This window comes from Mycobacterium sp. SMC-21, from assembly GCF_045310825.1.
Taxonomy (GTDB): Bacteria; Actinomycetota; Actinomycetes; order Mycobacteriales; family Mycobacteriaceae; genus Mycobacterium.
Map to the genome: position 1 here is coordinate 37,599 of NZ_JBJIAO010000009.1, position 22,023 is coordinate 59,621.

Here is a 22,023-nt window from a genome sequence, read left to right on the forward strand (position 1 = left end):
AGCGCGGCAGAATATATGCACGACGAGGCGCCCCGAGCCGGGTTGGCAAGGGACGCCTCGTGTGCCAATTTTGCAGCTCATGGCCCAGATTTGGGACACGAGCTCGTGGTCATTCCGGCGGCGACACGCGGGGTGGCGACACGCCGGGCGGGCTCAGTTCTGCGCCGCGGACCTCCCGGCGCGGCGCCCGTAGAAGCTGCCGTCGCCCAGGGACACGCCGCTCGCATAACCCCAGGCAGACAGGCCCGCTGAGCACCGGCCGGCCGCGAACAGCCCCGGAATCGGCTCACCGCCGACGTGCAGTACGCGGCCGTCCAACGTGGTCAGCAGGCCGCCGAGGGTGAACCCGCCGGTGCTGTTACGCAGGTCGATCACACCGACCGGGGACCCGATCGGGCGCAGCCACTGCGGCTTCTTGTGCAGCAGTGGGTCCGCACCGTTCGCGGCGTGCTCGTTGTAGTAGGCCACGGTGTGCTGCAGGACGCCGGCGGGCAGGCCGATCTCGGCTTCGAGCTCGGCGACGGTCTCGCACACCCACGTTGCCGGGCGGCGCAGGAACGGTGTCGCCGAGGTGGCGGCCATGGCCTCGTCCATCGCGTCACCGTCGATGATGAGGTAGGCCGTGTTGTCCTGGTAGTACAGCGTCTGCTGGCCGATGCGTCCCGCGTAGGTGTCCTCGGCGATGTAGCGCTGGCCCAGGCCGTTGACGAGCACGCCGCGGACCAACTGCTGAGGGTCGCAGAAGAACGCCACCTCGGTGGCATCCATGTGCGCGAGGTCGGCGCCGAGCGCCTGTGCCATCCGGATCGCCCGGCCGTCGTGCTGCTCGATGCTCGCCGCCGGACGGCCCGCGATGCGGGGTGCGTACTGGGCGACCATCGCGTCGCTGTAGGCGAAGCTGCCCGAGGCCAGCACCACGCCGCGGCGCGCCTTGATCGCCACGGTGTCGCTGTACCGGCGCGCGACGATGCCGACCACCCGGCCGTCGGCCTCGGTGATCAATGACTGCACCTCGGTGTCGTACACCGACCGGACGCCCTGCGCGGTGGCCGTTTCCACGAGCGGCTTCATCAACATGTAGCCGCCACTGCGCTCACCGGCGACCTTGTCGGTCATCTGCGGCACGTGACCGCGCGGCGCGGGGGAGGCAATGGTGTTGTACGGGAAGGCGTTTTCGCCGCCCGTGAACATCAGGCCCTCGTCGTTCGGTGGCTCCCAGCCCGGCTCACCCCAGAACACCGGCTTGAACGGCACGCCGCAGCTCACGAGCCAGTCGTAGTGGGCGACACTGCCCGCGCAGTAGTCGTCGATCCGTTCGGTGTCCGCGCCGGGACCCATTGCCACCTTCAGGAAGGCGGCCATGTTCTCCACGGAATCATCGAAACCGCAGGCTTTTTGGAGATCGGTGCCACCGCCGAGGTAGATGAATCCACCGGCCATGGCGGCGGCGCCGCCCCAGCCGCCAGTGCGTTCGACGACAAGAACGTCGGCGCCCGCCGCCGAGGCCGCCACGGCCGCGGCCGCGCCGGCGATGCCGTAGCCGACGACCACGACGTCGGCCTCGTCATCCCACGCGGTGATCGACGATGCCGGAACCGGTTTGAGATCGGCGCTCATGGCAGCATCGCCCGAGGCGGCACGCCCATCCACTCATGGCCCCAGTAGCTGTCGGCGGTGATTTCCTCTGCCGTGTAATACCGTTCGTCGACCTTCATGCCCTCGGTGCCGAACTCGATGTCCCAGTCTCCGGGTGAACGCACGTAGAACGACACCATCTTGTCGTTGGTGTGCCGGCCCAGCGTGGAGGACAGCTGGAAGCCGTCGCGGTTCACGCGGTCGAGCGCCTGCCCGACGGCGTCGAGCGTGTCGACCTCGACCATGAGGTGAATCAGCTTCGGGTCACGCAGCGTCGCGGCCGGGCAGATCGCGAGGCTGTGGTGCCGCTCGTTGATGCCCAGGAACTGCACGCGCAGGGGGCCGAACTCCGGGGGAGCGGGCACCCGGAAGGCGCCGCGGGGCAGGAAGCCCAGCACCTCGGTGTAGAACGTGAACAGGCCCTTGGCGTCCTGCGCCGGCAGCACCACGTGGCCGAGGCCCAGACCCTCGGTGACGAAGCGGGCGCCGAACGGCGTGACGACGGGGCTGTGGTCCAGCACCGCGCCGTGGAACACCTCGACATCGTTGCCGGCCGGGTCGACGAAGGCGATTACCTCGTCGACGCGACGGGCGTCGGCCTCGTCCAGCGACAGCTGCTTCCACGGCACACCGGCGCCGTCGAGGGTCGCCTGCACCCGGCGCAGAGCGGCGCCGTCGCGGACCTCCCAGCCCACGGTGACGATGCGGTCGGCATCGCCCGGCACCACGATGATGCGCGCGGTGCGCTCGTCCATCCGCAGGTACAGCGCGTCGGGATCGGGACCGCTGCCTTTCGCGAAACCCAGTACGTCGAAGGCGAATTGGCGCCAGCGTTCGATGTCGACGGTCTGGACCTTCACATAGCCCAGGCTCTTCAGGTCACTCACGTCAGATCATGCCTCGCAGCGGGCCCTGCGGATCCACACCCAGGCTGCTGAGTGCCGACGCGTGGTAGGTGGTGCCGGGGACGTGGATGGCGTGGGCCTGGCCGACGTGTGCGTCACGCCAGTAGCGCTGCAGCGGCTTGTCCATGCGGGTCGCGTTGCCGCCGCAGCGGGCGAAGATCTCGTCGACCGCGGACACCGCGCGCCACACCGACCGGATCTGGGTGCGCCGGCCGGCGGCGCGGTCCTCGAAGGACACCTCCTTGCCGGCGGCGACCATGTCGTAGATCCGGTCGACGTTGGCCAGCAGCTCCTGGCGGGCGGCGTTGATGTCGGCGGCGGCCTCACCGATGGCGTACATGACGTACGGGTCGTCCTTGATGGCCACGCCACTGGAGTTGACGCGCTCGCGCTGGTAGTCGAGCGCGGCGGCCAGGGCGCCTTCGGCGATGCCGATCACGGCCGACGAGATGCCGAGCGGGAACATGGTCGACCACGGCATCAGGTACAGCGGCGAGGTCATGCCGGCCTCGATCTGCGCCCGGCCGTCCATCACCTTGGTGGCGTCCATGGTGCGGTAGGTGGGGACGAAGGCGTCCTTGACGATCACGTCCTTGGAGCCGGTGCCGCGCAGGCCCACCACGTTCCAGGAGTCCTGGACGATCTCGTAGTCGCTGCGGGGCAGGATCATGTGCAGCATCTGCGGCGGCATGACGGGCTTGCCCTCGGCGTCACCGAGCATGGCGCCCAGGAAAATCCACTCACAGTGGTCGGTGCCCGAGCTGAACTGCCAGCGGCCGTTGAAGATGTAGCCACCATCGACAGGCCGGGCCACGCCCTGCGGCGCGTACGGCGAGGCGACCCAGGTGTCGGTGTCCGATCCCCAGATCTCGGCGGCGACCTTCGGGTCGGCATAAGCGAGTTGGTACGGGTGCACACCGACGACACCGTTGATCCAGCCGGCGGCCGGGTCCAGCGCGGCGGTCGCCATCACGGTCTCGGCGAACTCGCGGGGGTGCACCTCCAGGCCGTCATATTCCTTGGGCTGCAGCAGCTTGATGTTGCCGGCCGCCTTCATCAGCTTCACGGTCTCGTCGGGCAGCTGGCCCAACTTCTCTGCCTCCCAGGCTTGTTCGCGAAGCTGGTCGGCGATGTCACCGAGTCTGTCGATAACCCGCTGGGTCATGGTCGTTTTCCTAACTCCTGTGATGGGCTAATCAATGGTTTACCGCACCCGCAGCGCACCGGGAGGCGCTTCCCGGTCAGCGGGCGAAAATCCTGCAGCGACGTGGATCTGGTTGTCCCATCACACTCCTGCGTTGCCGCAGGACGGGACCTAAGGCTCTTGCCGGCGGACCGATGGGCTCTACCTGGCCGGCCGGAGACAGCGGATCATCGAGCGCGAAGGTTGACGACACACAGAGCCGAGGCAGCGCGATGTACGGACGGACATGTCATTGGAAGCAAGTGGTCGGACCGAGCATCTTCGTCGCCGCCACACTGGTGTTCGCCGGCACCGTGGCCATTCCTGTGGCCCAGATTGCAGGCGCGCCGGGCGGGTTGCAGTCGCTGGTCGCGGAGCCGCCCGGATGTTGGGGACCCCACGGTGTGGATCCGGACTGTCTGGGGCCCGGCCCGTACGGGCACGGCGAGTGGGGGCCAGGCTCCGGAACGGTTGCATCGGGCGCCACGATCGTGCCCGGCGGTCCGGCGCAATCCGACTTGACTGTGCCCTGAATATCGGGTCGTCCGTTCACCGGGACGCCTCGTACTGGGTTGTGCGGCGGACGGCTAACTTCGCACTATGAGCAGCGCAGAACAGGTTGACGTCGTAGTAGTGGGTGCCGGGTTCGCCGGTCTTTACGCACTGCACAAGCTGCGGTCGGAAGGCCATTCGGTCGTGGTGTTCGAGGCGGCCTCGGACGTGGGCGGCACGTGGTTCTACAACCGGTACCCCGGTGCCCGGTGCGACGTGGAGAGCATCGACTACTGCTACTCGTTCGACAAGGATCTGCAGCAGGAGTGGACCTGGACCGAGAAGTACGCCACCCAGGCCGAAATCCTCACGTACATCAACCATGTCGCCGACCGGTTCGATCTGCGCCGCGATATCCGGCTCAACACCCGCGTGGTGTCGGCGACCTTGAACGAAGAGACGCTGCGCTGGACCGTCACCACCGACACCGGTGAGACGGTGGACGCGCAGTTCTGCGTCATGGCCACCGGCGCGCTGTCCGATCCGCTGCTGCCGAACATCCCGGGCGTCGAGACCTTCGCCGGCGAGACCTACCACACCGCGAACTGGCCGCACGAGGGCGTCGACTTCACCGGCAAGCGCGTCGGCCTCATCGGCACCGGTTCGTCGGGCATCCAGACCACGCCGATCGTGGCCGCTCAAGCTGCCGAACTCGTTGTCTTCCAACGCACTCCGAACTTCTCCGTGCCGGCCGGTAACGAGCCGCTGACGCCCGAACGCGAAGCCGAGGTCAAGGCCAACTACGACGAGCGCCGCGCGCTGTCGTGGCGCAGCGGCGGCGGTTCGCCGCACATGGCGCACCCCAAGCGCACCATGGAGCTGTCGGCGGAGGAGCGCCGCGCCGAGTTCGAAAAGCGTTGGCAGCTGGGCGGTGTGCTGTTCAGCAAGACCTTCCTGGACCAGATGGTCGACCCGGTGGCCAACGCCGAGGCCAAGAAGTTCTACGACGAGAAGGTCCGCGCGGTGATCGACGACCCCGAGGTCGCCGACATGCTGATCCCGAACGACCACCCGATCGGCGCCAAGCGAATCTGCACCGATACCAACTACTTCCAGACGTTCAACCAGCCGCACGTGAAGCTGGTCAGCGTGAAGAAGACGCCGATCGAGCAGATCGACGCCACCGGCATCACGACCACCGAGGCCCGGTTCGACCTGGACGCCATCATCTTCGCCACCGGGTTCGACGCGCTCACCGGCGCGCTGGGGCGTATCGACATCACCGGCCGCGGTGGTGAGAAGCTCAAGCAGAACTGGGTCGACGGGCCGCGCACCTACCTGGGCCTGGGGGTCGACGGCTTCCCGAACATGTTCCTGGTGAACGGACCCGGCGCGCCGGCCGTGCTGGCCAACATGGTGCTGCACGCCGAAGCGCACGTGAACTGGATCGCCGACGCGATCGAGTATGTCGGCAAGAACGGCTATGCGGCCATCGAGGCCACCACGGACGCGGTCGACGAATGGGGCGCCGAACTGGTGCGCCGCGCCGACCAGACGCTGTTCCCGAAGGCGAACTCCTGGTACATGGGCGCGAATGTGCCCGGTAAGCCACGGGTTTTCATGTTGTTCATCGGCGGCTTCGCCGCCTACAACGACATCTGCGCCGAGGTTGCGGCCGCGGGGTACAAGGGATTCGAACTGACCAAGGCCGGCTGATGTCGGGGCTGCTGAACAAGGTCGCCCTCGTCACCGGTGCCGCCCGCGGCACCGGCCGGACCCACTGCGAGCGGTTCGCCGACGAGGGCGCCGACATCATCGCTCTCGACGTCGCCGGTGCGGCAGCCGATTTGGCCGACCTCGCCGACGCCGTGAAGCAGCGCGGTCAGCGCTGTTTCACGGCTGTGGCCGACGTGTCGTCGTTCGACGAGGTGCAGGCCGCGGTCGACGAAGGGGCCTGGGAGTTCGGCCGGCTGGATGTCGTGGTCGCCAACGCCGGCATCCATTCGGCGTCGGCGCCGTCGTGGGAAGTGACCGCCGAGGACTGGCAGCGCGTCATCGGCGTCAACCTGACCGGGGTGTGGCACACCGTCAAGGCCGCGATCCCGCATTTCGGCCCGGCCGGCGGATCCGTGGTGATCATCAGTTCCACCAACGGACTTCGCGGCACCGCGAACACCGCGGGGTACACGTCCACCAAGCATGCGGTGGTGGGTCTGGCCCGCACTCTGGCGAACGAGCTGGGGCCCAAGCGGATTCGGGTCAACACCGTGCACCCTGGCGCGGTCGGCACCCCGATGGTGCTGAACCCGGAGACCTTCAAGCGCATCCGGCCCGATCTGGAGAACCCGACCGCCGAGGACGTCGCGGAAGTCCTTGCCGCACGCAACCTCTTGCCGGTGCCGTGGGTGGAGCCCGAGGACATCAGCAACGCGGTGGTGTTCCTGGCGTCCGATGAGGCCCGGTACATCACCGGCACGCAACTGGTCGTCGACGCCGGGCTGACGCAGAAGGCCTGACCCGCCTCGAACGTGCAGAAAACGAACTCTGCTGCGATGCAACGATGATCGGCCACTCCTGGTCCGGCGCGCGATGCGGCTCAGCGGGCTGGTTGACCGACCAGCGTGCGGAGGAAGGCGACCGTCTCGAGTTCGCGGTTGGTGATTTCGTCGTCGCTGGTGCCGTACCTGCGGTTCGCCGACAGTTTCACGATCACCGTCTTCATGCCTGGGTCGACGTAGATGAACTGGTTGTACACGCCGATGGCGCTGAACTCGCCCGAATCCACGGCGGGCAGCCACCATTGGTAGCCGTAACCCAGGTCGAGCGGATGGCTGCCGATGATCGGACGCCCCGGTAGAAGATGTTCGGCATCAGCCGCCAGCGACGCGTCCACCCATGACTGAGGAACCAATTGCTGACCCCGCCAGCGGCCGCCATTGCGATACAGCTCACCGAATTTCGCGTAGTCGCGCGCAGTCATGACGAGGCCGCCGAATGCAACCTCCATGCCGGTCGAGTCGACCAACCAGTACGCGGGTGAGCTGATTCCCAAGGGCTCGACGAGCTTCTCCTGCATATAGTCGGTGATGGAACGGCCCGTCGCACCGACGAGTAGCGCTCCGAGAGCCTGCGTATCGCCGGAGTTGTAGCGGCAGACGTGTCCTGGTTCGATGTCACGGGCCATGGTTGCGACGAACTCCTCGAGCGTTCCACCTTCGCCCATCGCGGCCGCCAATCGGAAGATGTCGGACCCCGCGTCGTTGTAGTCCTCGTTCCACCGCGCACCCGAAGACATCTGGAGGACATCCTTGATCGAGACGCCGTCATACGCAGAGCCCGGGGCGACGCGAATGTAGTCGCTGATGGGCCGATCGATACCCGCAATGTGCCTGTCCTCGACCGCTATGCCGACAAGTGCCGAGATGACGCTCTTGGCCACAGACATCGAAATCCACGGAACGTTCGGGCCGCCGGTCAGCCCGTACCACTCGTGGGAGATGGCGCCGTCGCGCAGAACCAATAGTGCGGCAGTGTCCGTTTGCGCCAGGAAGTCCTCTGTCGACTTGCATTCTCCGTTGAGCGCGTACGACTTCGGCAATTCGAGGGGATCGCCCACGGGCCAGTCGTGTGGGGTCGAGGAGGGGGACATCTTGCTGGTGGGAAGCAGTTCGGGGATCCGGGAAAAGTTTTCGTGTTGTGGAATTCCGGTGAACAAGCCCAGTTCAACGAACGAGGACGGAGTGTGGTCGGCCATGTCAACCTCTCATGTCGCGGCGGTGCGCCTAATATAGGCGTACCAACTGGTTAGTACAACCACTTGGTACGCCTATCTGAAAGTGGGGCCCGGAATGCAGGCGAGCGAAGGTCGAGTGGACGGACGTACGCTCCGTTACCAGCATCGGCGGCCTGAACTACTGGCCGCCGCCACCGAGTACGTGCTCGATAACGGAATCACTGACCTGTCACTGCGTGACATGGCACGCGTCCTGGGGATCACCCATGCCACGTTGCTGCGGCACTTCGTGTCGAAGGAAGACCTACTGCTACAGGTCATCGCAAAGATCAGGGCGGACTTCGTCGATCAGCTGTCCGGTGATGACCAGATGCATCCTGACCAGACGGCGTCGCGGCTGTTGCGCACGACGTGGAAACGGCTTTGCGACCCGGCTGAGCAGCGGCAGTTCGTTCTTCTCTTCGAGGTGGTGGGTCGGGCAACCCGAGAGGGCGGCCGCGTTGCTGAGCTGGCGCAGGCGAGCATCCATGATTGGCTCAACATCATTGCGGCACAGCTGGTGCGGACCGGCTGTTCGCCCAAAGAGGCGGACACCCTTGCGACCCTGGTGCTGGCGCAGATGCGTGGTCTTCAGGTCGATCTTCTGCTGACGGGTGACCGACGTCGCGTGGATCGCGCGATCGAGGCGCTGATCGAAATGATTGACCGGCGCTCGGAATAGGACTTCTCAGGACCGTCGGCGGATGAATTCGTCGACTTCGCCCACTGACTCGGATGCCCACCCGCGAAGTGCCCAGCCTGGCATATGACGGTGCGCGGTCATGGCTCGACGAGCCCGGCCGCGATCTCGAGCTCCACTAGCGCCGGCTCGATGGCGTCGGCCATGGCGTCGATGTCGTTGGCCATCTCGGGAGTGGTGACGAAGCCGAAATCGCTGCGGTCGCGGTAGCTGAAGCAGGTGACGTTGAGCCCGACGTCCATCACCAGGGGACCCATCGGCATCATCTGTTCGAGGACGGCGCCGGCCATGTACAGCGGCACGGGCGGTCCGGGCACGTTGGACACGACGAGGTTCATCGGCTTGAGGGTGCCGCCGAGCTTGCTCGCCGTGTACGCCCGGGCGGCCAGGGCCACCAGGCCGGGTGGGGTGGTGTCGGTCAAGCCCATGATCTGGTGTGCGGTAAGCGCTTTCGCCATCTCCTTGGCGCTCTGGGAGCTCGCGTAGATGGCCTTGATGCGTTCGGCGGGGTCGACGATGTCGGAGGCCAGGGACACCGACATCGCGCTCACCTGATTGCCGACCTGGTCGCTGGAGCTCTCGGTCCGGGTGGACACCGGAACCTGCGCGATGAGCGACTTGTCGGGCAGCTCGCCGCGGTCCTCCAGATACGTGCGCATGGCACTCGAGACGAGCGCCAGCACGACGTCGTTCACCTTCACGCCGAACGCTTCCTTGACCGCCTTTACGCGCTCCAGCGACACGCCGGAATTGCTGACCCGCCGGTGCGGTGAGATCGGGCCGTTGAACCGCGTGTGCGGTGCGTCGAAGTAGCCGGGCGGCTTGTTGGCGACGCCGAGCGCCGCAATCTGCTGGCGCACCGTCTGCTCGAGGAAACGCACGACGCGATAGGGCGTCTTGATGCCGATGTTGATCAGGCCGCCCAGGGCCTGCAATTCGATCCCGGGTGCCTTGACGCCGACCAGTGACCTGCTCGGCTCGGCCGCCGGCGGCCGCGGGGTGGGCGTGATATCGAGCAGAATCTCACCGAGCCCGGCTCCCGAGACGCCGTCGATGATGGCGTGGTGCATCTTCATCAGCACGGCGACCCGGCCGCCCTCGACGCCCTCGATGAACCAGAGCTCCCACAGCGGCCGGGACCGGTCCAGCTTGTAGGACATCAGCCGCCCCACCAACTGGTCGAGTTCGCGGCGGCCGCCGGGTGCGGGGACCGCGATGTGGCGGACGTGGAAATCGAGGTCGAGTTCCTCGTCTTCGACGAACCACGGCCGGTCGAGGCCGAGCGGTGCGCCGGTCACCCGCCATCGCAATTGCGGCATCTCCGGCAAACGCGCCGCGATGAGCGCCTTCACCGACTCGAAGCTGAAATCCGGTGCGTCGGTGGGGTCGTAGATCGACGAGGCGGCGACATGCATATGCCAGCTGTTGGTCTCCGCGAACCAGAAGGTGGCGTCGGCACCGGACAAGCGATTCATGGGCCTGATCCTAGGGTGCGTGCTGCGCGCGGCGCGTGAAATCGGCGGATTGGTACGAATTTCGGCGTGTGACGGTTGTCTCCGCGCGCCGTGGGTCGGCAATCAAGTTGGGACACAACGAGACCCGCTGGTCCGGCAGTGGCGGTCGATGTTGCATGCCGGTCAATTGGTAAGCCGGGCAATATATTCCGGTGGCCTCGATGCAGACGAGCGGCCGCGTACCGCACACCATCGAACCGGTGTGCGGACGCGGCCGCCCGTGAAGACGATCAGCGCTGCAGGAAGCCCAGCACCGTGCTCTCGAACGCCTCCTTGGCCTCGATCATCGCCCAGTGTCCGCAGTTCGGGAACACGTGCAGCTCGGCGTTGGAGATGGTGCGCATCGGGATGAGCGCCATGTCCAGCGGGCTGACGCGGTCGTCGCGGCCCCACGTCAACAGCGTCGGCGCCTTCACCTTGTGCATCTGGGCCCAGGGCTGCGGCGGTGCGTCGGCCGACCGCATGAACTTCATCATCATCTTGAAGGCGGCCTTGCCGTACATCCGGCGCGCCGACTCGAGCGTCTCGGGATCGGAGGCCAGCTTCAAGCGCTCTTCGATGAGTTCCTCGGTGACGATCTTCTCGTCGTAGACCATCGAGTGGAGCCAGTCGATCAGCCGTTGCCGGGTCGGGTCCTCGGTGAACTCCTGCAGCAGCCGGATGCCCTCGCTCGGGCCGGGGCTGAAGATGTTGGTGCCGATACCGCCGATGGTGACGAGCTTGCCGATGCGGTCGGGGTTGTTGATGGCGAAGTTGATGCCGACGCCGCCGCCCATCGAGTTGCCGACGATGTCCACCTTCTCGATTCCGAGTGCGTCGAGGAAGGGCACCACCGCGGACTGGGCGTCGATCATCGGGTGGCCACCGAAGTCGTCGCTGACGCCGAAGCCGGGGAACTCGAGGATCAGGCAGCGGAAGTGCGCCGCGAACGTCGGCAGGATGCCGCGGAAGTTCCGCCAGCCCGTCACGCCCGGGCCGGAACCGTGCAGAAACAGCACTACAGGCCCACTGCCCTCGTCGTAATAACGCAGCGTTCCGCGCTCGGTCTGGACTTCCTTCAGCTCAGTCATGCGTTCCAAATTACGGTGCGGATGTCACGCGGTCGCCACCACCTCCCGTCCGGCGGGACGCGCCGCGGCCGGGGGCGCCCGGTTGTGCTGCGGGTGGCCTTTATGGTGTCCAGATGACCGTGCCAGAGTCCGCGCGTCCACTGGCGGGCGTGCGCATCGTCGAAATCTCCAGTTTCGTCGCGGTGCCCCTGGCGGGGATGACGCTGACGCAACTGGGTGCCGAGGTCATCCGGATCGATCCCATCGGCGGCGCCGCCGACTACCACCGCTGGCCGGTGACCGACGGCGGCGAGAGCATCTACTGGGCGGGCCTCAACAAGGGCAAGCGATCCGTCGCGGTGGACATGCGCTCACCGGAAGGCCAGGACCTGGTCACCCGGCTGATCGTCGACGCCGGTGTCTTCATCACCAATGTGGCGGGCCGGCAATGGCATTCGTACGAGACCCTCTCCGCGCTGCGGCCCGACCTGATCCACGCCGAGGTGTCCGGCCGGGCCGACGGCGGCACGGCCGTGGACTACACCGTCAACGCCGGGCTGGGCTTTCCGCTCGTCACCGGTCCGCCCGAGCTGCCGACCCCGGTGAACCACGTGCTGGCAGCCTGGGACGTGTCGTGCGGCCTCTATCTGGCGCTGGCGGTGACGGCGGCGCTGCGCCACCGCGACGGCAGCGGCCAGGGCCAGCAGGTCAGCATCCCGCTGGAGAACGTGGCCCTCGCGACCGCCGGGAATCTCAGCTTCCTGACCGAGGTGATGGTCAACGGCGTGAGCCGCGAACGCATCGGCAACTCGATCTTCGGGCAGTACGGGCAGCAGTTCGTCAGTGCAGACGGGGCCGCTTTCATGATCGTCGCGCTGACCGGACGCCATTTCCGGGACCTGGTCGAGGTCACGGGCACAACGAAAGCTGTTGCGGCGCTGTCTGAATCGCTCGGCGCCGACTTCGCCGACGAGGGACAGCGCTACCTGCACCGCGATGCACTCACCGGCCTGTTCACCGGCTGGTTCTGCGGCCACACCGCCGAGCAGATCACCGCAGCACTGAGTGCGACGTCGATCCTGTGGGAGCGCTACCGCGATTTCAGCGAGGTCGCCGCGAGCCCCAAGGTGACCGACAACGCGCTGTTCACCGAACTCGACCAGCCTCGTATCGGGCGCCACCTGGCGCCGGGCCTGCCACTGCGGATCGATGGTGCGTATCCGCCGGCGCGGCCCGCGCCGGCGCTCGGCGACGACACCACCGCCGTGCTGACCGAACGGCTCGGGCTCACCGCCGACGACGTCGCCCGGCTCGAAGCGGCGGGGACCGTGGCATGACGGTGCTGCCCGGTCTGTTGTGGGTGTCGCCCGGAGATGGGGACGACGCCTGGGTGGGCAAGGCCGGCGGACCGGACGGCAAGCGGGCCTTCGGCGGCCTGCTGATGGCGCAGGGTCTGTCCGCCGCATGTCAGACCGTGAATCCGGAGATGCGCCCGACGGCCATGCACCAGCAGTACCTGCGTGGGGGCGAGGCCGGCGCGACCACGGACTACACGGTGGTCCGGGTGTACGACGGACGAACGGCGGCGGCGCGGCGGGTCGAGGCCTGCCAGGCTGGGCGGCTGCTGACCGTCGCGACGGTGTCTTTCTCGGTGGACCTGGCCGGCCCGGAACACGATGAATCATGTTCACTGCCCGAGGATCCCGAGCTGCTGCCGTTGACCGGGCCGCCGGGGCCGGCGCCCGCGGTGCCGCTGGACGAGATCGACATCCGGATCGTCGACGACCGGTCATCGGGCGAGTTCGTGCGCCGCATGTGGTGGCGGGCCACGGTGCCCATGCCGGCAGAACAGTTGCCGCACATGATGATTGCCTGCTACATCACCGACCTCTACGGGATCGACCCGGCGCTGCAGGTCCACGGGCATTCCATGCAGGCCCGCACCCACCGCAGCGGCACCACCGATTTCTCGATCTGGTTCCACCACCCGATCCGGGCCGACCGCTGGAATCTGCTGGAATCGCGATCGCCGGCCGCGGGTCGAGGCCGCGGTGTGATCACCGGGAGTCTGGTCGGGGCAGACGGGACCCGGGTCGCGACATTGGTGCAGGAAGGTCTGATCGCGGACCGGTAGTACCGTCGTCGGCAGGCTGTCGACGGAACCCGGCGAAGGAGAACGATGAACGGCGCACAGGCACTGATCCGCACGCTGGTCGACGCCGGCGTCGACGTCTGCTTCGGTAACCCCGGAACCAGCGAGATGCACTTCGTCGCGGCATTGGATTCGGTGCCCGAGATGCGTGGTGTGCTCTGCCTTTTCGAGGGCGTGGTCACCGGAGCCGCGGATGGGTATGCCCGCATGGCCGAGAAGCCGGCGGCCACCCTCCTGCATCTGGGCCCGGGATTGGGCAACGGCATCGCGAACCTGCACAACGCACGGCGGGCCTATTCGCCGGTGGTCAATGTCGTCGGCGACCATGCGCTCGGCCACAAGAAGTACGACGCACCACTGGAATCCGATATCGATGCGATGGCCGGCACGGTATCGGGGTGGGTGCGGCGGTGCGAGAAACTGGCCGACGTCGCCACCGACGCGGTGGCCGCGATCGAGGCCGCGCAGCAGGGACAGGTGGCCACGCTGATCCTGCCGGCCGATGTCTCGTGGACCGAGGGCGCCGAGCCCGCGGTGGGGGAGCCGGCTGTCGGTCCTGCCACGTTCGACTACCAGGCGGGCGTCGACCCCGATGAGCACCAGCTGCTCGACGCCGGTGCCGAGGTCTTCGGCCCCGGCACCGTCCTGTTGCTGGGTAGTGCCGCGTGCCGGGAGCGCGGCCTTCGCGCCGCAAGCCGGATCGCCGCGGCCACCGGGACCAAGGTGTTGATCGAGACCTTCCCGGCCCGGCTCGAACGGGGTGCCGGCCGGCCCAACTTCGAACGCCTGGCGTATCTCGCCGAAGCTGCCCAGTTCCAGCTGACCGGTACCGAGCACCTCGTGCTGGCCGGCGCCCGCTCCCCGGTGTCGTTCTTCGCGTACCCCGGCAAGGCGAGTGATCTCGTGCCCAGCGGCTGCCAGATCCACACCGTGGGCGGCGACGTCGTCGCACGTCTGGAAGAGCTGGCCGATGCGGTGGCGCCGGGTACGGAGCCGGTGCTGACCGAGCTGAAAGTGGCGGAGCTGCCGTCGGACTCGGCGCTGACGACGCAGAACTGGGTCGAGGTGGTGGCTGCGACGCTGCCCGATGACGCGATCATCGTGGACGAGTCCAACACCAGCGGATTCCTGCTGCCGCAGGCGACGATGAGCGCGCCGCGGCACGACCTGCTGACTCTGACCGGCGGGGCCATCGGCTTCGGCCTGCCGAGTGCGGTCGGTGCCGCCGTGGCGTGTCCGGACCGTCCGGTGCTGTGTCTGCAGGCCGATGGCAGTGCGATGTACACGATTTCGGCGTTGTGGACCATGGCGCACGAGCAGCTCGATGTGGTGACGGTGCTCCTCAACAACGCCGCTTACGCGATCCTGCGCATGGAGCTGCAGCGCGTCGGGGCCGAGGCCAGTGGTCCGAAAGCCGCGGCGATGCTTGACCTCTCGGGCCCGACGACGGATTTCGCGGCGCTGGCGGCGGCCATGGGCGTGCCGTCGGCCAAGGCGACGACCACGGCGGAGTTGGCCGACCTGCTCCGCGTGGGCTATGCCACACCGGGGCCGTACCTCATCGACGCGGCGGTGCCGGCGCTGCTGTAGCTCAGTAGCCGCTGAGCAGCGTGCGCAACCGGCCCAGTTCGAGTGGGCCTGCCGCGCTGCGGATCCGGCCGGGATCGGCCGGGCGGCGTCCCCACAGGAGCAGCACGCGGGTTGCCGCGTCGGTCTCGATGGTCGCCGCTCCGTCGGGCGGGGCCAGAGTGATGGCCGTGTTCTCGGCGTCGACGGTGACCACGACATCGTCCTCGTCAGCCACGCGGATTCGTGCTTCCACCCGCTCATTGCCGTGCAGCGCCAGGATGTCTCGGCCACGCCGCAGCAACGGCACACCTACCGCGTGGACGCTGTGGTCGGTCATCCACGGTTGCGCCAGCCGGGCGCGAGCGGGCGCGTCGTCTCCGGTGACGTCCCAGCTGTGCAGTGCCAGTTCCTCGCGCATGTGCTCGGCGAACCAGGGCACCTTCATCGTGCGGCCGGTCCACGCGACATCGGTGTCCTCGGGTAGCTCTTCCGCGGCAGCCGCGACCCGTCCGAGGTGCGTCATGCGGTCGTTGAACGCCGTCCACAGGTCGGCATCGTTGAGCGCCCGGTACGGCCGTTCGCGCTCCCCGAAACCGCGGGTCGCGACGGGGTCGCCGGCCAGGTGTCGCTCCAGTACCCGGGCGAGCTCTTCGGCGTTGCCGGTCTGATGGATGACGATGTCGCGCACGGTCCAGGCCTCACACCAGGTGCCTGTCTCGGGGTTGCGCCGCTGTACGGCTGCGGCGAATTGCGCGAACTCGGGAAAGCGGTCGATGTCGACGGTGTCCATATGTCCATCGGTACCCCGCAAGTGTTTCGGTGCCCGCCGAACTGACGGTCGGCGGGCAAAAAAATTCGGGGCCCCTCGGTGAGGGGCCCCGAATCCTGCTGACGCTCAGCGGCTCTGGTGCACGCTGTTGTCTACCTGCGGCGCCTCGGCGCGCGGGTGGATGTCGTTGACCCAGTCGTGGTGGGAGTAGTCCGCCGATGCCGGCGCGGCCAAACCCAGGACGGCTGCTGCCAGTCCGTTCGCCACCAGTGCGGCGATTCCGAGCTTCTTCATTTTCCCCAACTCCTTGTATCCGAAGCTTTGATGCTCGGTTCAACGGGTCAGGGCCCGGCGGTATTTCAGCAGATGGGGCGATGGCAGCAATTGATTGTTCCTCGGCAGTAATCAGTCTTTTCGGACCGCTCTCGATGGTCGCCTGGTTGCGCAACGACGGCCGAGGGCAGATGTCAGTTCAGGTCACGGCCCGTCAGCGCCACGCTGAGGTCCCACAGTTCGGCTGCCTTGTCGCGGTCCATCGCGTAGGACTTCAGCCCGGTACCGTCCGCGCCGGCCGGGCCTGCGACGTCGCAATCCTCGAGGTACAGACCACCCCGGTCTGCCAGCTGTGGGCTGGTCGCCGCCCAAAGACCGGTTGCGGCGCCCTGGGACACGGTCTTGAACGTTTGGTCTGCGACGTTGCCCTGCTCGTCGATCCAGCCGCGGTCGACCATTTCGGCCGACTCGAGATGGCGTTGCAATGGAGTGAGGATGGAACCCGGATGCAGAGAAAACGCGCGTACGCCCGTACCCACCGCGAGTGAATCCAGGTGCAATGCGAACAGGATGTTGGCCGTTTTCGCCTGACCGTAGGCCTGCCACTTGTCATAGCCGGTGGTGAAATGTGGATCATCCCACCGGATATCCGAAATATGGTGGCCGGCGGACGAATACGCAATCACACGGGCCCTTCCGCGCGCCAACGCGGGCCACAGTTCCGCGACCAACGAGAAGTGGCCGAGGTGATTGACGGCGAACTGGCTCTCCCAGCCTTGACCAACCCGCCGCAGGGGAGTGGCCATGATGCCGGCAGCACCGATGAACAGGTCGATCTGAGTCCATGTATCGCGGATGTGCTGCGCGCACCTGGACACCGAATCGAGGTCGGCAAGGTCAGCGTCGATCACCGTCACGGCGTCGCCGAGATGGTCGACGGCGCGAGCGGCGGTGTTCACGCGACGGGCCGGCACAATGACGTGCGCTCCTGCCCGGACCAGATGGGTGGTGGTTTCCAACCCCAGGCCTGAATAGCCGCCCGTGACGACAGCGACGGCGCCGGCGAGGTCCACGCCGGCCATGACGTCCTGGCTGGTCGATTCATGTCCAAACCCAGACAGGATCGGTTGCTGTGTGGTGGTTGCAGTCATGCCGCCACGCTAGAATCTAGAGTGCGCTCTAGGTCAACCTCTGGGGATGAATATTCTTATGACACAGACTTTTACGATCGGGCAAGTGGCAGAACGCACCGGCCTGAGTGTCCACACCCTCAGGTTCTATGAACGCGAGAACCTACTCGTCAGTGACCTCACGCGAACAAGCTCCGGCCGCCGCCGCTACACGCAAACCGATATTGATTGGCTGGAGATCTGCGTCCGACTACGCGAATCCGGAATGCCGCTTGCCCAGCTCGCCGAATTCGCCGCCCTGGTACGCCAAGGGCCAGGTAACGAAGTCCAGCGCCTGGAGCTCCTACGGCGACATGAAGCCCACGTCCGTGCGCAACTCGCCAGCCTTCAGCACTGCCTCGACGTCATCGAAATGAAGGTGACCATCTACGAGACGCAAGTCGAAGATTCCTCGGCGCACGGGCTGTGGGACCCCACCGCTTCGCAGCGCTGAAGCCGCCGGCGGTCAGCACGCGGGCCGTCCTGTGGATGAATCGCGCACTGTGCATAACTGTCTTCCGGGCGCCGGATCCGGGGGTCTTCGTCCCGTGATCTGTCGGTGGCTCCGGCCACCGTGACGGCATGAACACACCACCACGCATGACCCGCGCCGAGATCGGAGCACTCGGTGAACAACTCGCGGTCGATCACCTGATCTCGCTCGGAATGACGGTCCTGGCCCGGAACTGGCGTTGCCGGTGGGGTGAGCTCGACGTCATCGCCACCGAAAGGGACCACAGTGCGGTGGTTTTCGTCGAGGTGAAGACCCGCACCACGACCGAGTTCGGCGGTATCGAGGAAGCGGTGACGCCCGAGAAGGCCCGTCGCCTGCGTCGGCTGGCCAGTGTTTGGCTGGCCGAGCAGAACGCCCACTGGCCCGATGTGCGGATCGACGTGGTCGGTGTACGTCTCGGCGGCCGGGAGCCGGAGCTGGTGCATCTGAAAGGTATCGGCTGATGGCGCTGGGACGGGCCTACTCGGTGGCCATCCGCGGCCTCGACGGCGTCATGGTGGAGATCGAAGCGGACATCACCTCGGGGCTGCCGGGGGTGCATCTGGTCGGCCTACCCGACGCGGCGCTGCAGGAGTCGCGGGACCGGGTCCGGGCGGCGATCACCAACTGCGGCAACAGCTGGCCGATGTCGCGGCTCACTCTCGGGCTGTCGCCGGCCACGCTGCCGAAAGGCGGGTCGATGTACGACCTGGCGATCGCCGCATCGGTGCTGTCGGCGCATCTGAAGACACACTGGGAGCGGCTGGAGAAGACCGTCCTGCTGGGCGAACTGGCGCTCGACGGGCGGGTGCGCCCGGTCAAGGGTGTGCTGCCCGCCGTCATGGCCGCCAAGCGTGAGGGCTGGCCGTCGGTGGTGGTGCCCGCCGAGAACCTGGCCGAGGCCAGCCTGGTCGACGGCATCGAGGTGTCGGGCGTTCGCACGCTCGGGCAGATGCAGGCGTGGCTCAACGGGAAGGCGGCGCTGGACGGCCGGGTCGACACGACGGCGCCGGCCGCTGACGACGGCGTCGACCTCGCCGATGTGGTGGGGCAGACGCAAGCGCGGTGGGCAGTGGAGATCGCCGCCGCGGGCGCGCACCACCTGATGCTCACGGGGCCGCCAGGAATCGGCAAGACGATGCTGGCCCAACGGCTGCCGGGGCTGCTGCCGGACCTGACCGAGGAGGAGGCCCTGGAGGTCACCGCCATCCATTCGGTGGTGGGGCTGCTCACCGGTGATACGCCGCTGATCACCCGCCCGCCGTTCGTCGCGCCGCATCACACGTCCAGTGTCTCGGCGTTGGTCGGCGGCGGCTCCGGGATGGCGCGCCCCGGTGCCATCAGCCGGTCGCATCGTGGCGTCTTGTTCCTCGATGAGTGCGCGGAGATCGGGACCAGCGTGCTCGAAGCCTTGCGAACCCCGTTGGAGGAAGGCAAGATTCGGTTGGCCCGTCGTGACGGCGTGGCGTGCTATCCGGCACGGTTTCAGTTGGTGCTCGCGGCCAATCCCTGCCCGTGCGCGCCGCCGAACCCGCGGGATTGCGTATGCCCGTCGGCCGACCGGCGCCGATATCTGGGCAAGCTGTCCGGGCCGTTGATGGACCGAGTCGATCTGCGCGTCGACATGCATCCGGTACTCGCCGGGGCGTTCGGTGACCATGCCGCCGAATCCACCGGTGCTGTCCGTGCCCGGGTCGCCGCCGCCCGCGCGGCCGCCGCCGAGCGATGGCAGGAAGTCGGCGTCCGCACCAACGCCGAGGTGCCTGGGCCCGTGCTGCGCCGCAGATTCCGGCTGAGCCGGGACGCGATGAAACCGCTACGAGAATCGTTGGATTCCGGGCGGTTGAGTATCCGGGGCGTTGACCGCACCTTGCGTGTCGCGTGGTCTCTGGCTGATCTGGCGGGCCGCGATTCACCCAATCTCGAAGACGTCAGCACGGCTTTGGGTTTCCGAGAGGGAGAGCTCCGATGAGTGACGACGATCTGGAACGACGAGCGTGGGCGTATCTGTCGCGCGTGGTGGAACCGCCGTGCCCGCGGCTGACGGCATTGGTGGCCGATCGCGGCCCGGTCGAGACGGCGGACATGATTCGCCGTGGTCAGGAGGACAAGGAACTCACCGGCAGTGTCGCGGCCCGCCGTGAGGTCGATTGTGCGGCCCGGGATTTGGAGATTCTCGATCGCCGGGGTGGGCGGCTGATCACTCCCGACGATGACGAGTGGCCATACCTGTCGTTCGTCGCGTTCGGGAATAAGGAGGTGCGGGCGCGGCCATCGGGTTATCCGCCCATGGTGTTGTGGGCGCTCGGCCCGGCCCGCCTCGATGACATCGCCGAACGCGCCGCCGCGATCGTCGGCACCAGGGCCTGCACGTCGTATGGCGAGCATGTCGCTGCCGAGATCACGGCGGGCCTCGTCGAACGTGACGCCGCGGTGGTTTCTGGGGGCGCCTATGGCATCGACGGCGCAGCGCACCGCGCCGCGCTGGCGTCGGACGGCGTCACCATGGCGGTGCTCGCCGGGGGTGTCGACGTGCCGTACCCGTCCGGGCATTCGGCGCTGCTGCACCGGGTGGCCACCTCGGGGCTGCTGCTCAGTGAGTATCCGCCGGGGGAGCGGCCGACCAGGTACCGGTTCTTGACCCGAAACCGCTTGGCGGCGGCGCTATCCGGCGCCACCGTGGTGGTGGAGGCGGGTTTGCGCAGCGGGGCGGCCAACACCGCGGCGTGGGCGACCGCGATGGGGCGCAAGGTGTGTGCGGTGCCCGGCCCGGTGACGTCGGCCGCTTCGGCAGGATGCCACGTTCTCATTCGCAACGACGCCGTTCTGGTCGACCGGGCGGAGCAGGTCGTCGAATTGATCGGGCGGATAGGCGAACTCGCCGGCGAACCCGACCATCCGGAGACACCGCTGGATGGCCTGACCCCGGACCAGCTTCAGGTGTACGAGGCGCTGCCGGCGCGGGGTTTCCGCAGCCTCGAGCAGATCTCGGTCGGTGCGGCCCTGCCGCCCGAACGTGTGCTCGGACCGTTGGCGCTGCTGGAGATCAGCGGGCTGGTGGAGAAACAGGATGGGCAGTGGCGGATCAGGAGGGCGGGGTGAGCTGTTCGGTCTCCGGGACTAGGCGGCAATCAGCTTGAGCGGCAACCGTTCGTGGCGGCGGATGATGTTGTTGATCGCCCATTTGGGCGTGCCGGTCAGTTCTATCCGGTCCACGCGCTCGATCAGCGCCCGCAACATCGCCGTTGTCTCCAAGCGGGCCAGGGCCTGTCCGGCGCAGGCGTGCGCTCCCTGCCCGAAACCGACGTGGCGGCCGGCGTCACGTCGGATGTCGAAGACCGCGGGGTTCTCCCACTCTCGTTCGTCGCGGTTGGCGGAGGCATAGATCACCAGGACTCGTGCGCCCGAGGGGATTGGCCATCCGGCGATTTCGGTCTGCTGCGCCGTGCACCGCGCAAAGGCGCGTAGCGGTGGCTCGTAGCGGACGATCTCATTGACGGCGTTCGCCATGAGGCCGGGCTCATCCTTGAGTAGTCGCCACTGGTCGGGGTGCCTGGCGAAGAGGTACAACGCGTTGGAGATCGCGCTCATGGTGGTATCGATCGACGGGGCGATGTAGTCGACGAGCAACGGCGGGCATTCGTCGTGCGCCAGTTGGCCTTCGTCCGCCGCGGCGAGTAGCTCATCCGCCATGCTGCCCTCGATGACGTTGCGCTCCCGAACCACGCGCCGGGCGAAGCGCAGCATGAGCAGGGTGTTGGGCACCGCTTTGATCGCCTGCCAGTTGAGCGGGCCGAGTACATCGAATGTCGCTCCGGCCCAGGCAATCAGGTGATCGCGTTGATCACGCGGCCAACCGATGAGGTCGGGTACGACCGCCAGCGGTAGCGCAGCCGCGAGGTCGTTGACACCGTCGACATCTCCCTTGCCGAGCGCTGTCTCGACGACCCTGCGAGCCGTGTCGTCGACGGTGTCGCTGATGGCGCGCAGAGCGCGCGGCAGCATGCGGTGCGCGACGCGCTTGCGGCGTTGTTCGTGCTCGACGCCGTCGCTGTTGAGTGTGGTGCCGTGCGACATCCGGTTGGTGATCGGGTTGAGCGCCACGCCCTGACCCGACAGAAAGGTCTTGTCGTCGCGCAGTACCGATTTGCACTCGGTGTAGCGCGGCAACGCATATGCCCGCTGCTTCGCCAGCCATACCACCGGACCGAGGTCACGCATCCTCTGGTAGTGGGGATAGGGGTTGGTGATGGCGTCGACAGCGTAGATGTCCGGCGCGTAGATCGGCAGGCCGGCGGGTGGGCGTCGCATCGATGTTCCTCTCAGGACGTCGGCAGTGGACGATTGG

At 67.2% G+C, this 22,023-nt stretch carries 20 protein-coding genes; 10 read left to right on the forward strand and 10 right to left on the reverse strand.

What is annotated here, in order from left to right; genetic code table 11:
• Positions 1-153: 153 nt before the first annotated feature.
• From ACJH6H_RS11665 to ACJH6H_RS11675, 3 genes are read right to left on the reverse strand one after another with little or no spacing between them, the layout of a single operon-like run.
• The gene (locus tag ACJH6H_RS11665; protein ID WP_406774897.1) at positions 154-1,617 is read right to left on the reverse strand and encodes an FAD-dependent oxidoreductase; all 1,464 of its coding nucleotides are present in this window, start codon (positions 1,615-1,617) and stop codon (positions 154-156) included.
• A complete protein-coding gene (bphC, locus tag ACJH6H_RS11670) occupies positions 1,614-2,522 on the reverse strand; it encodes a biphenyl-2,3-diol 1,2-dioxygenase (RefSeq protein WP_406774898.1) in 909 nt (302 codons plus the stop codon). The genes ACJH6H_RS11665 and bphC overlap by 4 nt, the downstream gene beginning before the upstream one ends.
• A gap of 1 nt (position 2,523) precedes the next feature.
• Positions 2,524-3,705, reverse strand: coding sequence for an acyl-CoA dehydrogenase family protein (locus ACJH6H_RS11675; protein WP_212811871.1), 1,182 nt, complete (start codon positions 3,703-3,705; stop codon positions 2,524-2,526).
• A gap of 618 nt (positions 3,706-4,323) precedes the next feature.
• Between ACJH6H_RS11675 and ACJH6H_RS11680 the strand changes: the two genes are divergently transcribed.
• Positions 4,324-5,931, forward strand: a complete 1,608-nt coding sequence (locus ACJH6H_RS11680) for a flavin-containing monooxygenase (protein ID WP_406774899.1) — start codon at positions 4,324-4,326, stop codon at positions 5,929-5,931.
• Positions 5,931-6,731 (forward strand): mycofactocin-coupled SDR family oxidoreductase, encoded by an 801-nt coding sequence (locus ACJH6H_RS11685; RefSeq protein ID WP_212811869.1) that lies wholly within the window; start codon positions 5,931-5,933, stop codon positions 6,729-6,731. Before ACJH6H_RS11680 ends, ACJH6H_RS11685 begins: the two co-directional genes overlap by 1 nt.
• Positions 6,732-6,811: 80 nt before the next feature.
• On the opposite strand, the gene ACJH6H_RS11690 is transcribed toward ACJH6H_RS11685, so the two are convergent.
• Complete coding sequence (locus ACJH6H_RS11690) at positions 6,812-7,969, reverse strand: serine hydrolase domain-containing protein (protein ID WP_406774900.1); 1,158 nt, start codon at positions 7,967-7,969, stop codon at positions 6,812-6,814.
• Between the two features lie 115 nt (positions 7,970-8,084).
• Here ACJH6H_RS11690 and ACJH6H_RS11695 point away from each other — a divergent pair, with 115 nt between their 5' ends.
• Complete coding sequence (locus ACJH6H_RS11695; RefSeq protein ID WP_406774901.1) at positions 8,085-8,669, forward strand: TetR/AcrR family transcriptional regulator; 585 nt, start codon at positions 8,085-8,087, stop codon at positions 8,667-8,669.
• Between the two features lie 98 nt (positions 8,670-8,767).
• Here the strand turns inward: ACJH6H_RS11695 and ACJH6H_RS11700 are convergent, their stop codons facing one another.
• Both ACJH6H_RS11700 and ACJH6H_RS11705 read right to left on the reverse strand, forming a co-directional pair.
• Positions 8,768-10,162 (reverse strand): WS/DGAT/MGAT family O-acyltransferase, encoded by a 1,395-nt coding sequence (locus ACJH6H_RS11700; protein ID WP_406774902.1) that lies wholly within the window; start codon positions 10,160-10,162, stop codon positions 8,768-8,770.
• A 269-nt stretch (positions 10,163-10,431) separates the two neighbouring features.
• Entirely contained in the window at positions 10,432-11,271 is an 840-nt protein-coding gene (locus ACJH6H_RS11705) for an alpha/beta fold hydrolase (protein WP_212811867.1), read from the reverse strand.
• Positions 11,272-11,384: 113 nt separating this feature from the next.
• On the opposite strand from ACJH6H_RS11705, the gene ACJH6H_RS11710 reads away from it, so the two are divergent.
• Genes ACJH6H_RS11710 through ACJH6H_RS11720 form a run of 3 tightly spaced genes read left to right on the forward strand, consistent with a single transcriptional unit; the run spans position 11,385 to position 14,992 of the window.
• Positions 11,385-12,587 carry a CoA transferase gene (locus tag ACJH6H_RS11710; RefSeq protein ID WP_406774903.1) on the forward strand — a complete coding sequence of 401 codons (1,203 nt, stop codon included), beginning with the start codon at positions 11,385-11,387 and terminating at the stop codon, positions 12,585-12,587.
• On the forward strand, positions 12,584-13,384 hold the full coding sequence (locus ACJH6H_RS11715; RefSeq protein WP_406774904.1) for an acyl-CoA thioesterase: 801 nt from the start codon (positions 12,584-12,586) through the stop codon (positions 13,382-13,384). Before ACJH6H_RS11710 ends, ACJH6H_RS11715 begins: the two co-directional genes overlap by 4 nt.
• 45 nt (positions 13,385-13,429) lie before the next feature.
• Positions 13,430-14,992: an acetolactate synthase large subunit gene (locus ACJH6H_RS11720; RefSeq protein ID WP_212811864.1), complete on the forward strand. Its 1,563-nt coding sequence runs from the start codon at positions 13,430-13,432 to the stop codon at positions 14,990-14,992.
• 1 nt (position 14,993) lies between these two features.
• On the opposite strand, the gene ACJH6H_RS11725 is transcribed toward ACJH6H_RS11720, so the two are convergent.
• The 3 genes from ACJH6H_RS11725 to ACJH6H_RS11735 form a co-directional block, all read right to left on the reverse strand.
• Complete coding sequence (locus ACJH6H_RS11725; RefSeq protein WP_212811863.1) at positions 14,994-15,761, reverse strand: maleylpyruvate isomerase N-terminal domain-containing protein; 768 nt, start codon at positions 15,759-15,761, stop codon at positions 14,994-14,996.
• Positions 15,762-15,866: 105 nt separating this feature from the next.
• Complete coding sequence (locus ACJH6H_RS11730; protein WP_165605545.1) at positions 15,867-16,034, reverse strand: hypothetical protein; 168 nt, start codon at positions 16,032-16,034, stop codon at positions 15,867-15,869.
• A gap of 173 nt (positions 16,035-16,207) precedes the next feature.
• Complete coding sequence (locus ACJH6H_RS11735; protein WP_212811862.1) at positions 16,208-17,164, reverse strand: oxidoreductase; 957 nt, start codon at positions 17,162-17,164, stop codon at positions 16,208-16,210.
• Between the two features lie 85 nt (positions 17,165-17,249).
• Between ACJH6H_RS11735 and ACJH6H_RS11740 the strand changes: the two genes are divergently transcribed.
• The 4 genes from ACJH6H_RS11740 (at position 17,250) to dprA (ending at position 20,777) form a co-directional block, all read left to right on the forward strand.
• A complete protein-coding gene (locus ACJH6H_RS11740) occupies positions 17,250-17,636 on the forward strand; it encodes a MerR family transcriptional regulator (protein WP_371824539.1) in 387 nt (128 codons plus the stop codon).
• A gap of 146 nt (positions 17,637-17,782) precedes the next feature.
• Positions 17,783-18,139 (forward strand): YraN family protein, encoded by a 357-nt coding sequence (locus tag ACJH6H_RS11745; protein ID WP_064859396.1) that lies wholly within the window; start codon positions 17,783-17,785, stop codon positions 18,137-18,139.
• The gene (locus tag ACJH6H_RS11750; protein WP_212811861.1) at positions 18,139-19,647 is read left to right on the forward strand and encodes a YifB family Mg chelatase-like AAA ATPase; all 1,509 of its coding nucleotides are present in this window, start codon (positions 18,139-18,141) and stop codon (positions 19,645-19,647) included. The genes ACJH6H_RS11745 and ACJH6H_RS11750 overlap by 1 nt, the downstream gene beginning before the upstream one ends.
• On the forward strand, positions 19,644-20,777 hold the full coding sequence (dprA, locus tag ACJH6H_RS11755; protein WP_212811860.1) for a DNA-processing protein DprA: 1,134 nt from the start codon (positions 19,644-19,646) through the stop codon (positions 20,775-20,777). Before ACJH6H_RS11750 ends, dprA begins: the two co-directional genes overlap by 4 nt.
• An 18-nt stretch (positions 20,778-20,795) precedes the next feature.
• On the opposite strand, the gene ACJH6H_RS11760 is transcribed toward dprA, so the two are convergent.
• A complete protein-coding gene (locus tag ACJH6H_RS11760; RefSeq protein ID WP_212811859.1) occupies positions 20,796-21,986 on the reverse strand; it encodes a cytochrome P450 in 1,191 nt (396 codons plus the stop codon).
• Between the last annotated feature and the right edge of the window lie 37 nt (positions 21,987-22,023).